The following is a 13182-nucleotide window of genomic DNA, read 5'->3' as shown; positions in this document are numbered from 1 at the left end:
ATGCGTGTTTTTTTGCAATTACTAACACTGCGGATTTGCAGTCGTCCTTTGCCGTGCGCAGGCGGATATGTAATTCATGATCGTTATAAGCAAAAGCATAGTTGCTTTTTGGGTTATGATAAAGTGCTTGTAAGTTCAAGTTTTACCTCCTGACATGTCCCTCCCCCCGCCGAAGACGGGGGAGGGACATGTCCATATTTTCAATCTAAAATTGGAAATGCTGTAATGAGCCTTACGATTCCGTCTGTATAAGGCTGTTCCATTCCGACACGGCCTTTTTCTGTGCGTCTTCAGGCGACAGTTTCTCATCGAATACTTCCGGGCCGATTTCGCCGATGACCGTCCAGAAATAAGAAATTCGCTTGACGCTTGGCATGGGAGCGGATTTTTGGAACGCCTCCAGAATAGCGCCGGAGATGGGATCCGTTGAAAGCCCGCTGACCTTGGAAACATCTTTTCTGGCCGTGATTTTGGCCGCTTTGGAATAAAGCAGTTCCGCGCTTTCATTGGAAACAAGGAATTGCGCAAAAAGCTGCGCGGCTTTGGGATATTTGGTGTAAGACGCCACATGCGCGTTTTGAATGTAGGAAAATACCTTCGGCTGTTTTCCGTCATAGGTTGGAATCGGAATTACTCCGAAATCGACGTTCGCTTTTTCATAGGTTTTTACATCCCAGGGACCGCTCATGATATAACCCGCTTTGCCGCTGGTGAATTGCTTATTGAGAAAATCCGTGTTGCTGGAGTCTACCGCTTTCATCGGCATCAATTCATGGAATTTTTGAATCACCTGCAGTCCTTTCAAAAATTCCGGAGTATCGAAGTTAGGTTTATTTTCATCAGTGCCGTCGGCTCCGAACAAATTATAACCGTAGGTGCTGAGCAACGGATAAAGAGGTGATCCCTCATTCGCGTTAAACAGGAACCAGAATTTATTCTGCTTTGCATCATTATAGGTCTTCGCTTTCTGAAAAATCTCTTCAAAGGTTGTCGCGGGGGTTTTCACCAGTTTCTTATTGTAAAACAGTACCGACGTTTCAACAGAAACCGGCGCGCCGTAAACTTTGCCGTCCTTCGTCACTGTTTTCAGCGCCACGGGGCTGACAGCATCTTTCATCCCCTGGACTATGCTGTTGTCGAAAGGCAAGAGTATCCCCTGTACAATCGCCTGATAGGACAGGTCATGCGCAAGCATAAACACGTCCGCTCCCGACTTTGCCACAGCTTCCAGCTTCGCTTTTTTCAGATTATCCTCGGTTCCTTTTTGTACGGTTACCGAAACCCCGTACTTTTCCTTAAACTTTTCGGCAACCGCTTTGCCCCACGCCAAATCGCTGTCTACGCCGCCGGTGCGAAATGTTAATGTCGCGCCCTTTTCCGGCGCAGGCGCCTCCCCGCTTTCGGAGGCTGTGCCGCCGGACGCCTCCGATCTGGACGTATCGGCCGGCACGTTGGATTTGCAGGCTGCCAAAGGGAATGCCACCGACAGGCATAAGGTAACTGCTAAAATTTTTTTCAACTTCATACTTGCTCATCCTTTCATTGTGCGCAAGGCACAAATTATTTGTGATCAGGGACATCGTTAAAACGTGTATCTGTTAACAACAACCGGGATTGAGCTTATCGCCGCGATAAAGGCGGAATTCACCATTCAGCCCTTGTTCGCACCGGCGGCAACGCCCTGAACCAGGTATTTTTGAAACAAGATAAATAAAATTGTGATCGGGACCGCGATCAGAATAGCCCCCGCCGCGAACATGGTGAATTTATCGTTTTCCTTGCCGGAGATCATATTGTAAAGGCCGATCGCCACTGTCGTGTTGTCATTATCCGTTGACAAAAGCAGGCTGGGCATAATGAAGTCCATCCACGGCAGCATAAACTGGGACACCGCGCAATAGGTAATAATCGGTTTCGACATTGGCAAAATAATTTTTAAGAAAGTGGAAAAATAGGAACATCCGTCAATATAGGCCGCCTCATCGATTTCTTTCGAAATGCCGTCCAAATAGCCCTTCACAAGCCATACATTATACGGTATTGCGCCGGCGGAATAAATAATGACCAGTGCGAGCGGATGGTTTAAAAGGCCCAGCGTCAAATACAGCGTGTAAAGCGCTGTCATGGATAAAAAGTTAGGGAACATGGAAAGAAGCAGCAATCCAATTAAACCCGATCTTCTGCCTTTAAAATGAAACCGTGAAACAATCCACGCGGTTATCATAATAAGGACGACGGAGACTGCCGCGTTCATGGTAGAAATCAGGAAGGAATTCTTAAACCAAACCGGATAATTGGTTTCTTTAAAAAGCCTTGCGTAATTATAAAGCGTAAGTTTTTTCGGGATAAGCGAAGAGGAAGCCAGGCTGTCCCCGGGATTAAAGGACGACAAAACAATCCATAGAATCGGAATCAAAACAAAAAGCGCTACCATAATCAACTCTAAATGCACGAAAAAGGAGTTTATTTTTTTCTTCATTTGTTTACATCTCCTTAATAGCGGTCGTACCCTTTAAATTCCAGTAAGAAACCACACCAACTAATATGAAAATCAGAATATTTAAAACAGCAGCCAGATTATACATGTTCTGATTCAGGGTCAGTTTATAAATCCATGAAATCAAAATATCAGTGTCGCCCGCGAATTGCAGCGAGGAATTATTGGGTCCGCCGTTGGTTAGGAAATAGATAAACCCAAATCCATTGAAATTGCCGACCAAATTCATTAATACCAAAGGCGCGGTCGCTTTCATCAGCAAAGGCAATTTAATCCGTCGAAAAATCTGAAGCTTGCTCGCCCCGTCAATTTGAGCAGCCTCATATAGGGCCGGATCCTGATTTGCCAATACCCCGAGCAGCATAACCATAAACATCGGAAAACCAATCCACAAATTCACCACGATGATCGTAACTTTCGCGGTAAAAGCATCGGACAGAAACGGGATTCTGCTGTGAATCAGTCCGCAGTCTAATAACATCTGGTTTAAGGGACCGAATTGTCCGTTAAATAAATTCCGGAACATTAAAAGCGAAATCATTCCCGGAATCGCCCACGGCAATATGTAAATGGAGCGAAAAAACGATTTGTGCTTCACACAATCGCTGTTGATCAGCAGTGCCTGAAAAAGGCCCATAAAATAAGTGGAAAAGGTCGCAAGAAAAGCCCATATTACGGTCCAGGCCAAAACGATAAGGAACGTTTGAGACCAGATCGGTATGCTGATCAATCTTAAAAAATTATCCAGGCCGACCCATTTTACCAAATGGGCGGGAGGAAGATGATCCGCATTGTAATTCGTAAAAGCCGTAAGAACCGAAAAAATGATCGGCATGACTACGACATACAAAACAAGAAAAAGAATCGGTGCCAGCACAAAATAAGGGAACATTTTCTGATATAATTTCTTGCCGAATGCGCGTGAGCTTATGTAAGCGTGTGTGTCTTCAACCGCTTTTCCCGTGCGATAAGCATCAACGATATTCCAGATATAAACACCTAAAAAAATCATCAGAATCATCAGGGCCATAATTCCATTGACCATTAAATAGGTCGAATGGTCCTCGCCGGGTACGGCGCCTAAAGTAAACAGGCCCCAAATTCCCCGTGAAAAATAGCCGCCGTATAATCGCACTTGAAAATCCGGAATCTGTCCGGCGAAGAAATTAAACCAATAGCCGGAGACCGACTCTATTCCGAAAAGCAAAACCTGGGCGGCAAAAAGCAGGATTCCCTTTGCCTTTTGCCTGCCGATAAAAAACTGTCCGCTCCCCCAGAAAAGACAGGATAAAATGGTAGAACTGAATTTTTTCGTCATTGCATTTGCCTCCCCTATTCCGAATGATTGAAACAGCAAATAAAAACTGTCAAGATCGTCTGAACCCAAGTTTTTATGAAACTTGATTATAAAATTTATACTTGCGGCGTCATTCTTGCGTAAATTGCCAAGCCATGATAAAATTGAACTGAAAAGAAACTCAAAGGGGCGTTTTATGTGTCAAAGCATAAAGTATCCATGCGGGACATTGCCAAAGAATGCAATGTTTCGGTGGCCACTGTTTCATATGTCCTGAATCACTCTGAAAATGAAAAAATCGGGCATGACACCTGTTTGAAGATTGTGGAAGCCGTAACCCGTTTACATTACAAGCCCCGAAATGCCGTCAAAAAACAGAAAAGCAATCTGGTAGGGATCATGATCAGCTGCAAAGGTCACGATACCCTTGGAAAAAGAATGACTTATTATGATCTTGCATCAAAAATGAGCGCTCGAATGAAAACGCTCGGCTTTGAAACGATCGTACTTGAAACGGAAGATCCTGTAAAAGACGTTGATACGATTTCAAGCAGTCATTTCAACGGGGCATTCTTTATTGATATAGACAGCAAAATCGCTGATAAAATTACAAAACACTACTACGTACCCGCAATTTTTTTAAACTGCGACACGAATGACAGCTTATTCTGTAAAATCTATCCGGATTATAAGAACGCGATCCGAAAGGCAAAAACCATGCTAAATACAAATTCACCGTTTCTCGTGATGGAAGACATCTGCAATGAGGATTTAAGGGATCAAATCATCGGAGAATTTCCTCCCAACGACGTTTTTATCAATTCTTCAGATTCGGATTTGAACTTGTTTCTCCAAACGCATCGCCAGGGAAAAGGAATTGTATTGGGAGATATCCTCGGGCTTGAAACGGAACTATATATCAATCGGCACGATCTTGTCGTCGTGTCGAATTTTGATGATTCCAACATATTGCTTCCCGACACAAAAACTATTTTTATTCCCAACCGAAAAATTGCCGATACCGCCATTGGAACACTGCAAAAAATGCTTGCTCTGGACTACGGGAAAGCGGATGAAGACAACCGGATATTAGTTCCATGCGAGGTTAAAACTTACTAGCTTGCAAACGAAACCACCGGAATGTCGTTGAACATTTCCGGTTTTTTTCGGCTTTCACAAGAATAACCCCCCATTGGTACCGGTTTTCTGTTTTACAGTTCCAGTAACAGGGAAAAATTTCAATTGAGGAAAAGCAGGCAAAAAATAGTCCTGTCGGTTCCATGTAATTTTCACCCAACCAGGAAAAGGAGTTCTGTTGAAAGTTAGCCTTCCACTTCTGTGTACGCGATCATAGTAACACAATTATTAATATATGTCAATAAATTTACTCATTTATTGCATTTTATTGTGCAATTTGTATTATATTTTCACTTAACATTATTTTTGTTAAGTGAAATGAGAATCTCGGGAACCTGCTATTTTCCGCAAATTTTTCACCTCATCATAAAAAATTTAAGCTGTCTTAAATAATTAATGATTTTTAAAATTCGGCTTTCTTTTGGTCCTTTGCCTCCATTTGAATCCTATAAGAACCCCGTACAGAATTTTCAAATACTTTCGGGGCATGAAATTTCCTTGTCTCGATTAAACCGGTTTTTTGCCCGCAGTACTTGCAAAACGCCTGAAAATTTGTCACAATGTGTAGGATTGATCGTTCAGGAACAATTCACCACAGGGGGATTCCATGACATTTTTACAGCAGATTGCTATTGTTTGCCCGCTCGTTTTTTTGGCAAGCCTTGTCGACTCCATCGCCGGGGGCGGCGGGCTCATCTCGCTTCCCGCCTATTACCTTACGGGGATTCCGGCCCATTTTTGCCTTGGTTCCAACAAATTTTCGTCCTGCACGGGAACCCTTTTTTCCACGGGCAGATTCCTTCGCAGCGGAAATTTCCATTTCAGAACCGCGGCCGTCGCCGCGGCGGCCGCTTTGGGCGGATCCTTTCTCGGAGCCAGGTTGACCCTGTTTCTCGACGACCGCGCGCTTCGTATCGCCATGCTGATTCTGCTGCCCGCGGCGGCCGTGTTTATTTTTTGGCGCGGCCGAAAAAAATCGGACAGCAGTACGTTTGACCAAATCCCGCGCCGCCGCGCCATTCTGCTTTCCGCTGTGATCGGTCTGGTCATCGGCGCATACGACGGTTTTTTCGGGCCGGGAACAGGTACGTTTCTGATTCTTGCCTTTACGACAATTCTAGGCTTCGACATGAAAACCGCGTGCGGCAATACCAAGGTTGTCAACCTGGCCTCCAATCTGGCGGCGCTCGCCACATTCATTGCGGCCGGCACCATTCAATACAATCTGGCGGTTCCGGCGGCCGCCTGTTCCATTGCAGGGCACTGGATCGGCTCCGGGCTTGCGATTAAAAAGGGGGCCAAATTCATTCGTCCGGTCATGGTACTGGTCTTGATTCTTCTCTTCTCCAAACTCGTATTCGACATGTTTGCGTGAATCGTTAGCCAAAAAAATGTTGCAGCCTTCCCGGCGGCTGATGCCGTTGCGGGAGGCTGCTTTTATTGACTTATAAAATACCCATAAAATACATTTTTACTATCAAGTATTTATTTATAAAGTCGATATATGTTTGAGGTGTTTTGACATGATAAGCAGGGCCCGGGAAAAAGCGACGAAAAAATATCTGAAAAAATTGGACGATATCATATTCCGCGTAAAAAAAGGCCGTAAGGCGGAAATCAAAGCTCACGCGGATTCTCTTGGAATGAGCTTGAACGCCTATATGAACTACCTGATTGACCAGGATATGGGGCCTTCGGAATAGCTTGATGCCAGGATGTCCGTGATTTCGCATAACCGTTTTCTGCCCGTCCGGCACAAGCCAAAACAGGTCTGTCATTACCGAATGGTACTGACAGGCCGTTTTTTTTACGCCGGATAATTGAAAACCGTAACACTTTCGGCTGAAGAACCATAGATTAGCCTAGTGAAACAATTTCAACGACCGCTATCTATGAAAATATATGGGAGGTACATCCACAATGAACCAAAAAGAGATTCCGTTGAACCAGCTGCCGGTCGGAGCAAAGGCCAGCGTGACTTCGCTTCTTTCAGACGGCACCACAAGGCGCCGGATGCTGGACCTTGGCGTCATTGACGGCACACAGATAGAATCGCTCTATCAAAGCCCTTCGGGGAATCCGGTCGCGTATTTGATTCGCGGCGCCGTAATCGCATTAAGGTCGGACGTTTCCGCTAAAATCATGGTGAACGCCTGACAGACAGGGTAAATCCGCCGGAATCAGGCAGATTGGGGATCGGATTTCCTTTCTTGCCGGCTCCCTCGGATTTGCCCTGTTTTCAGGTTAAAATCCATATATTGAAGCAGGAGGGAAATCCTATGGGCTTATCCGGAGCGTCTACCGGAGCGGGAGTGTTAAACTGCTGCGACGGCTTGCTGCGAATAGAAAAGGAAACCGAGCTGGATCAGGTCGTTGCACTCGCGGGAAATCCAAACGTTGGGAAAAGCACGGTTTTTAACAATCTGACAGGAATGAACCAACATACGGGAAACTGGCCCGGCAAAACAGTAGCGAACGCACAGGGAACCTACCGGTATCAGGGCAGAAATTTCATTTTGGTGGATATTCCGGGAACCTATTCCCTGATGGCCAACTCCGAAGAGGAGGAAATTGCCCGCGATTTCATCTGCTTTGGCAATCCGGACGCAACCGTGGTTGTAGCGGACGCAACCTGTCTGGAGCGGAATCTAAATCTGGTTCTTCAGACAATGGAGATTTCCGGACATGTGATTCTATGCGTTAATCTTCTGGATGAAGCAAGAAAGAAAAAAATCCGCATTGATTTGAAGCTGCTTTCGCAGAAGCTCGGAATCCCCGTAGTGGGAACAAGCGCCCGAAGCGGGAAAGGGCTGAACGATTTGATGGAAACCGTCATGCGGCTGACCCGATCGGACCAAAAAGCGACCCCTTTTCCAATCACCTATGACGAAGCGGTTGAGAAAGCTATTGAACTTCTCCGGCCCGCCGTCGATCACGTGCTCAGCGGAAAGCTGAACAGCCGCTGGGTTTCCCTCAAGCTTTTGGACGGAGATGAAAGCCTGTTAAAGTCGCTCAAAAAATATCTTGGCTATGATCTTCTCTCTTTTCAAGATATCGTGGAAAGTCTGGAGCGCGCCCGTTCCCTTCTGGCCGAAAACTCGATCACCGGGGATCTGTTCCGCGACCGGGTCGTGACCAGGATCATACAAAACTGCGAGGACATCTGCCGCGGCGTAATCGTGTGCGATAAGGAAAAATACGCGGAGCGCGACCGGAAGATCGACCGGATTTTAACCTCCCGGGCAACCGGTATCCCCATCATGCTGCTTTTGCTTCTGCTGATCTTCTGGCTGACGATTACGGGGGCAAACTACCCGTCCGAGCTGATCGCGGCCGGACTTTTTTGGGTGGAAGACCGGCTGACGGAATTTTTCATCCTGATTTCGGCTCCGGCCTGGATCCGGGGTATCCTGATAGACGGAATATACCGCACGCTGGCATGGGTGGTATCCGTCATGCTGCCGCCGATGGCCATTTTCTTTCCTCTATTCACTCTGTTGGAGGATCTCGGCTATCTTCCGCGCGTCGCCTTCAATCTGGATGACTTTTTCAGAAAAGCGCACGCGCACGGCAAACAGGCGTTAACCATGTGCATGGGATTTGGTTGTAACGCGTGCGGCGTCATCGGCTGCCGGATCATCGACTCCCCGCGCGAACGGCTGATTGCCATTCTGACCAACAACTTCGTTCCGTGCAACGGCAGGTTTCCCACACTGATCGCCGTTATCACCATGTTTTTTGCGGCGGCGGTGTCCGGTCCGTTCCAGTCCGCCGTTTCCGCTCTGACTTTAACCGCCGTTATTGTTTTTGGAGTCTTCATGACCATGATAATCTCCAAAATTCTTTCCAAAACGATTCTAAAAGGGATGCCGTCCTCCTTTAATCTGGAGCTTCCTCCTTACCGTCGTCCGCAGATTGGCCGTGTGATCGTGCGTTCCATTTTCGACCGGACACTGTTTGTATTGCAACGCGCAGTCGTTGTGGCGGCTCCAGCCGGCCTTGTCATTTGGCTTCTGGCCAACATTCATGTCGGCGGCATCAGCCTTCTGGCTCATTGCGCAGACTTTCTTGACCCATTCGGCCGTCTGATCGGGATGGACGGATATATTCTGATGGCGTTTATTCTCGGCTTCCCTGCAAATGAAATCGTCGTGCCCATCATCATTATGAGCTATATGGCCACAGGGGCCCTGACGGACTACGAAAGTCTGGCTCAGCTGCATACATTATTTGTCAGCCACGGTTGGACCTGGCTGACGGCCGTCTGCGTCATGCTCTTTTCCCTGATGCACTGGCCCTGCGGAACGACGTGCCTCACCATCCATAAAGAAACTCAAAGCATGAAATGGACTTTGCTTTCTTTCGCAATTCCTACTGTCACAGGGATTGCCGTCTGTTTTCTGGTTGCGAACTCGGTCCGATTGCTTGGGCTGGCTTAAAGACTTCGATTTCCAGGAAAATGTCATTACTCCGGAGCGCCTTGCGAAAGAGTCGGCCAGACTGCAACGGGAAGGGAATCATCAGAATGCAGCCCAAAACGGTCCCCGGACAATCTGTTCGGGGACCGTTTTATGCGCCGGAAAATCCAACCGTTTAATGTACAAGCCCGAAGTACAGCAGAACAACGATTCCCAAAATGATTCGGTAGTAGCCGAACGGTTTAAAATCGTGCTTTTTAATGTATCCCACCAGGAAGCGGATTGCAAAAACGGATACCAGAAAAGCCGTAGCCATGCCAAGAAGCAATACCCAGGCCTCCATCGGGGTATAGGCGAATCCAAATTTTACCATCTTCAGCAAACTTGCCCCGAACATAATGGGGATCGCCAGAAAGAACGTAAACTCCGCAGCGATTTCCCGTGAAGTTCCGATTAAGATGGCGCCCAGGATTGTCGCGCCGGACCGGGACGTGCCGGGTATCAGCGCCAGAACCTGAAAAATGCCGATGATAAAAGCAGTGCGGTAGCTCAGGGACGAAAAGTTCCGGATGGAAGGGATCCTTCCGCGGTTCCGGTTTTCCACCAGAATAAAAAACACTCCGTACAAAATCAATGTAATGGCTACGGTTTTATAATTGTAGAAGAGCGCGTTGATCGGGTCGTCAAATAATACACCGATGATGCCGGCCGGAACACAGGCGCACAGAACTTTCATCCACAGAGAGACGGTTTCCCTTTTCTGAACGGTCGATTTCCGCCCGGAAAAGGGATTCAGCTTATGAAAATATAAAACAATGACAGCCAGAATTGCTCCGAACTGAATGACGACAAGGAACATTTCCATGAATTTAGCGGACAAATCCATTTTAATCCACTCTTCGGCCAGAATCATATGCCCGGTGCTGCTGATCGGCAGCCATTCGGTCAAGCCCTCGATAATACCGAACAGAATCGCTCTGATAAGATCCATTTTCTTCTCCTACTTTAATTGATATTTTTATTCATACGGTAAAATGATTTTCCCGGGAGAATGCTCTCAAGGCCCCGGCAGCCCAGAGCCTTATTATAGTTTGTCCGCAGTCAATTTGCAACAGGTTCCGGCTTTGATCCAATAACATTCTTCCATTATTTCAGGAAATTAATTGACAACTGTTTTTTACAAGACTATAATGAATACGATAATGGTCATATGACCATAATAAAAGATCAGAGGTGAGACTATGGATCATCGGGAACGCGCGGTCGAGCTGTTTCATCAGGGCTACAACTGTTCGCAGTCCGTTTTTGCCGCTTACTGCGAAGAACTCGGGCTGGACCTTCCCAGCGCATTAAAGCTCTCCTCTTCTTTCGGGGGCGGCATGGGACGCCTTCGAGAGGTCTGCGGCGCCGTTACTGGAATGTTTCTGGCCGCCGGATTAAAAGAAGGCTACACGGATCCGTCGGACCCGGCCGCAAAAGCGAAGCACTATGAACGAATACAGGCCCTGGCAAAGCGTTTTGAAGAGAAAAACGGATCAATTATCTGCCGGGATCTGCTGGGGCTGAGCGTGAAGCACGACAGTCCAACGCCGGAAGCCCGAACAGAACAATACTATATGAAGCGGCCCTGTTCCGAGCTGGTCGGCATAGCGGCCCAAATACTGGATGAAATGTTTGCGTCGGAACCGACGGAGACGAATCATGGTAGCGTGAAAGGAGAGCACAAATGAAAATTGCGGTTCCATCGGAAGGGAAACAAATGGACAGCCCCGTTAACCGTTCGTTCGGCAGAACCCCCTGTTTTATAGTTGCGGATACGGAAACCGGAGACTTCAAGGTGATTGACAACGAAGCCGCGGCGGCCCAGGGCGGCGCCGGCATCAAAGCGGCCCAGGCGATCGTTGACAGCGGCGCCGGAGCGGTGGTGACGTTTCACTGCGGGGAAAACGCCGCGGAGGTTTTAAACGCCGCCGGAATCCGGCTTTGGAAAGCGGTTCCCGGGACGGTCGCCGATATGGCGGACGCATGGAAAAACGGAACCTTGGCAGAGTTAAGTGAAATTCATGCCGGATACCACGGTCATGGTTGAGGGCGGAGAAATGCGGATTGCGGTGTTAAGCGGCAAGGGCGGAACCGGAAAAACATTTCTTTCCGTCAACCTCGCCGCGGCGGCAAAAGACGCCGCTTACGTCGATTGCGACGTGGAAGAACCCAACGGCTTTTTGTTTCTAAAGCCTGAAATCGAAAAAGAGGAATCCGTTGAAGTCGCCGTGCCGGAAATCGACGAAAGCGCTTGCGACGGCTGCCGGAGCTGCGTCAGATTCTGCCGTTTCAACGCGCTTGCCTTTCTCAAGGGAAAGCCCCGCGTTTTTCCGGAGCTCTGCCATTCCTGCGGCGGATGTTCTCTGCTCTGCCCCAAAGAGGCAATTCGGGAACGAAAACGCGCGGTCGGTGTGATTGAACACGGAAGAGCCGGCGGAGTCTCCTTTCTTTCCGGAACCCTCAACAGCGGCGAAGCGACCGGCGTACCTATTATCCGGCAGATGATTCGTGAAATTCCCGCAGCTCCGGTCACCGTCATCGACTGCCCGCCCGGCAGCTCCTGCTCCGTAATGGAGAGTATCAAGGGCGCCGATTTCTGTCTTCTGGTAACGGAGCCGACGCTGTTCGGCCTTGAAAACCTGAAACTCGTCTTACAGCTTGCGCGGACATTTCATAAGCCCTGCGCGATCGTCGTAAATAAAGCTACGGATTCCACAAAAATGATGGAAGCGGCGGCGCGTGAGTTTCAGATTCCCATTTTCGCGCGCATTCCCTATGACGCGGAACTTGCCCGGGCGTCGGCACAGGGAAATCTTGCCGCCGGCCGAGAAACCTTCCGCCCGATCTTTCTGAATCTTTTGGAAACACTAAAAGGATCGGAGGAAAAGGAAGCATGAAGCAGCTTGTTGTACTGAGCGGGAAAGGCGGAACCGGTAAAACGACGGTCGCATCTTCCCTGATTCGGCTGTGCGGCAGCAAGGTCTACGCGGACTGCGACGTGGAAGCCCCGAATCTGCATCAGATTTTTGCAGGAAAGGAACAGCCGGAGGAAAAACCGTATTTTGGGTTGAAAAAAGCCGTGCTGAACACGAAAGCCTGCACCGGCTGCGGCCGGTGCGAGGATTCCTGCCGGTTCGGCGCCATTACAAACGGTTCCGTCAACCCCTATGAATGCGAGGGCTGCGGCGTGTGCGAGGCGGTCTGCCCCGCCCGCGACGGCGACGGACGGCCCGCGATCCGGCTGGAAGACCGGACGTCCGGAAAAACCATGCTGTTCCACACGGAGGCCGGACTGTTTTCAACGGCACAGCTTCAAATCGGAAGCGGTGCATCGGGGCGCCTGGTTTCGGAAGTGCGCGCAAATCTTTACGGAGCCGCGTCCAAAGAGCCGCTGGCCATTCTGGACGGCTCCCCGGGCATCGGCTGCCCCGTGGTTGCGTCCATTACCGGAACCGATCTGGTTCTGATTGTTGCGGAGCCCTCCCTGTCCGGCTTTCACGATATGAAAAGGGTTCTTGAAACCGCGCGGCGGTTCGGCGCCAAAGCGGCCGCGTGCATCAACAAATACGATGTCTGCACTGAAATTTCACAAAAAATCGAATCGTTTTGCCTGCGGGAGCAAATCCCTCTGGTGGGGAAAATCCCATTTGATCCGGCCGTCGCAGAAGCCGTCAATTCCGGAAAAACCGTGGTTGACAATGCCGGCAGCGAGGCAGGGAAAGCGATTCGGCAAATTTGGGAACAAGTTTATCCCATGTTAATGGATGAAAATATTGAAAAAGGAGTATGAT

General features: G+C 48.6%; 14 protein-coding genes. 9 read left to right on the top strand and 5 right to left on the bottom strand.

Annotation, left to right across the window (positions count from 1 at the left end):
- The 4 genes from CAFE_RS16345 to CAFE_RS16330 all read right to left on the bottom strand — a co-directional run.
- Nucleotides 1-139: alpha amylase N-terminal ig-like domain-containing protein (locus tag CAFE_RS16345; RefSeq protein WP_156990756.1), on the bottom strand; the 139-nt coding region annotated here is incomplete at its 3' end.
- A 93-nt stretch (nt 140-232) separates the two neighbouring features.
- The gene (locus CAFE_RS16340; RefSeq protein ID WP_156991207.1) at nt 233-1525 is read right to left on the bottom strand and encodes a sugar ABC transporter substrate-binding protein; all 1293 of its coding nucleotides are present in this window, start codon (nt 1523-1525) and stop codon (nt 233-235) included.
- A gap of 126 nt (nt 1526-1651) precedes the next feature.
- Nucleotides 1652-2479 (bottom strand): sugar ABC transporter permease, encoded by an 828-nt coding sequence (locus CAFE_RS16335; protein ID WP_066643169.1) that lies wholly within the window; start codon nt 2477-2479, stop codon nt 1652-1654.
- Nucleotides 2480-2483: 4 nt separating this feature from the next.
- The gene (locus CAFE_RS16330) at nt 2484-3815 is read right to left on the bottom strand and encodes a carbohydrate ABC transporter permease (RefSeq protein WP_156991206.1); all 1332 of its coding nucleotides are present in this window, start codon (nt 3813-3815) and stop codon (nt 2484-2486) included.
- Between the two features lie 177 nt (nt 3816-3992).
- On the opposite strand from CAFE_RS16330, the gene CAFE_RS16325 reads away from it, so the two are divergent.
- The 5 genes from CAFE_RS16325 (at nt 3993) to feoB (ending at nt 9370) form a co-directional block, all read left to right on the top strand.
- Complete coding sequence (locus CAFE_RS16325; RefSeq protein WP_139103999.1) at nt 3993-4913, top strand: LacI family DNA-binding transcriptional regulator; 921 nt, start codon at nt 3993-3995, stop codon at nt 4911-4913.
- A 625-nt stretch (nt 4914-5538) separates the two neighbouring features.
- Complete coding sequence (locus CAFE_RS16320; RefSeq protein ID WP_156991205.1) at nt 5539-6306, top strand: sulfite exporter TauE/SafE family protein; 768 nt, start codon at nt 5539-5541, stop codon at nt 6304-6306.
- A gap of 148 nt (nt 6307-6454) precedes the next feature.
- Nucleotides 6455-6634: a hypothetical protein gene (locus CAFE_RS16315; protein ID WP_066643191.1), complete on the top strand. Its 180-nt coding sequence runs from the start codon at nt 6455-6457 to the stop codon at nt 6632-6634.
- A 217-nt stretch (nt 6635-6851) separates the two neighbouring features.
- Entirely contained in the window at nt 6852-7088 is a 237-nt protein-coding gene (locus CAFE_RS16310) for a FeoA family protein (RefSeq protein WP_066643194.1), read from the top strand.
- A gap of 122 nt (nt 7089-7210) precedes the next feature.
- Nucleotides 7211-9370 carry a ferrous iron transport protein B gene (gene feoB, locus CAFE_RS16305; protein ID WP_066643196.1) on the top strand — a complete coding sequence of 720 codons (2160 nt, stop codon included), beginning with the start codon at nt 7211-7213 and terminating at the stop codon, nt 9368-9370.
- Nucleotides 9371-9524: 154 nt separating this feature from the next.
- On the opposite strand, the gene CAFE_RS16300 is transcribed toward feoB, so the two are convergent.
- Nucleotides 9525-10340 (bottom strand): undecaprenyl-diphosphate phosphatase, encoded by an 816-nt coding sequence (locus CAFE_RS16300; RefSeq protein WP_156991204.1) that lies wholly within the window; start codon nt 10338-10340, stop codon nt 9525-9527.
- Between the two features lie 250 nt (nt 10341-10590).
- Between CAFE_RS16300 and CAFE_RS16295 the strand changes: the two genes are divergently transcribed.
- The 4 genes from CAFE_RS16295 to CAFE_RS16280 are packed head-to-tail and all read left to right on the top strand — an operon-like array spanning nt 10591 to nt 13181.
- On the top strand, nt 10591-11079 hold the full coding sequence (locus CAFE_RS16295; RefSeq protein ID WP_156991203.1) for a C-GCAxxG-C-C family protein: 489 nt from the start codon (nt 10591-10593) through the stop codon (nt 11077-11079).
- A complete protein-coding gene (locus tag CAFE_RS16290) occupies nt 11076-11438 on the top strand; it encodes a NifB/NifX family molybdenum-iron cluster-binding protein (RefSeq protein WP_066643202.1) in 363 nt (120 codons plus the stop codon). The genes CAFE_RS16295 and CAFE_RS16290 overlap by 4 nt, the downstream gene beginning before the upstream one ends.
- A complete protein-coding gene (locus tag CAFE_RS16285) occupies nt 11413-12288 on the top strand; it encodes a nucleotide-binding protein (RefSeq protein ID WP_233452842.1) in 876 nt (291 codons plus the stop codon). Before CAFE_RS16290 ends, CAFE_RS16285 begins: the two co-directional genes overlap by 26 nt.
- A complete protein-coding gene (locus CAFE_RS16280) occupies nt 12285-13181 on the top strand; it encodes an ATP-binding protein (RefSeq protein WP_066643204.1) in 897 nt (298 codons plus the stop codon). Before CAFE_RS16285 ends, CAFE_RS16280 begins: the two co-directional genes overlap by 4 nt.
- Nucleotide 13182 lies beyond the last annotated feature (1 nt).

This window comes from Caproicibacter fermentans (assembly GCF_009746625.1).
In the GTDB taxonomy this organism is placed as follows: domain Bacteria; phylum Bacillota; class Clostridia; order Oscillospirales; family Acutalibacteraceae; genus Caproicibacter; species Caproicibacter fermentans.
The sequence above is the reverse complement of the archived record's forward strand: the minus strand, read 5'-3'. Positions and strand labels throughout refer to the sequence as shown.

Excerpts from the sequence above, each read along its gene's own strand:
- CAFE_RS16280 (WP_066643204.1), top strand. The coding sequence starts at position 12,285 with ATGAAGCAGCTTGTTGTACTGAGCGGGAAAGGCGGAACCGGTAAAACG.
- CAFE_RS16320 (WP_156991205.1), top strand. The coding sequence starts at position 5,539 with ATGACATTTTTACAGCAGATTGCTATTGTTTGCCCGCTCGTTTTTTTG.
- CAFE_RS16340 (WP_156991207.1), bottom strand. The coding sequence starts at position 1,525 with ATGAAGTTGAAAAAAATTTTAGCAGTTACCTTATGCCTGTCGGTGGCA.
- CAFE_RS16335 (WP_066643169.1), bottom strand. The coding sequence starts at position 2,479 with ATGAAGAAAAAAATAAACTCCTTTTTCGTGCATTTAGAGTTGATTATG.
- CAFE_RS16295 (WP_156991203.1), top strand. The coding sequence starts at position 10,591 with ATGGATCATCGGGAACGCGCGGTCGAGCTGTTTCATCAGGGCTACAAC.
- CAFE_RS16330 (WP_156991206.1), bottom strand. The coding sequence starts at position 3,815 with ATGACGAAAAAATTCAGTTCTACCATTTTATCCTGTCTTTTCTGGGGG.
- CAFE_RS16300 (WP_156991204.1), bottom strand. The coding sequence starts at position 10,340 with ATGGATCTTATCAGAGCGATTCTGTTCGGTATTATCGAGGGCTTGACC.
- CAFE_RS16315 (WP_066643191.1), top strand. The coding sequence starts at position 6,455 with ATGATAAGCAGGGCCCGGGAAAAAGCGACGAAAAAATATCTGAAAAAA.
- CAFE_RS16290 (WP_066643202.1), top strand. The coding sequence starts at position 11,076 with ATGAAAATTGCGGTTCCATCGGAAGGGAAACAAATGGACAGCCCCGTT.
- CAFE_RS16285 (WP_233452842.1), top strand. The coding sequence starts at position 11,413 with ATGCCGGATACCACGGTCATGGTTGAGGGCGGAGAAATGCGGATTGCG.
- feoB (WP_066643196.1), top strand. The coding sequence starts at position 7,211 with ATGGGCTTATCCGGAGCGTCTACCGGAGCGGGAGTGTTAAACTGCTGC.
- CAFE_RS16310 (WP_066643194.1), top strand. The coding sequence starts at position 6,852 with ATGAACCAAAAAGAGATTCCGTTGAACCAGCTGCCGGTCGGAGCAAAG.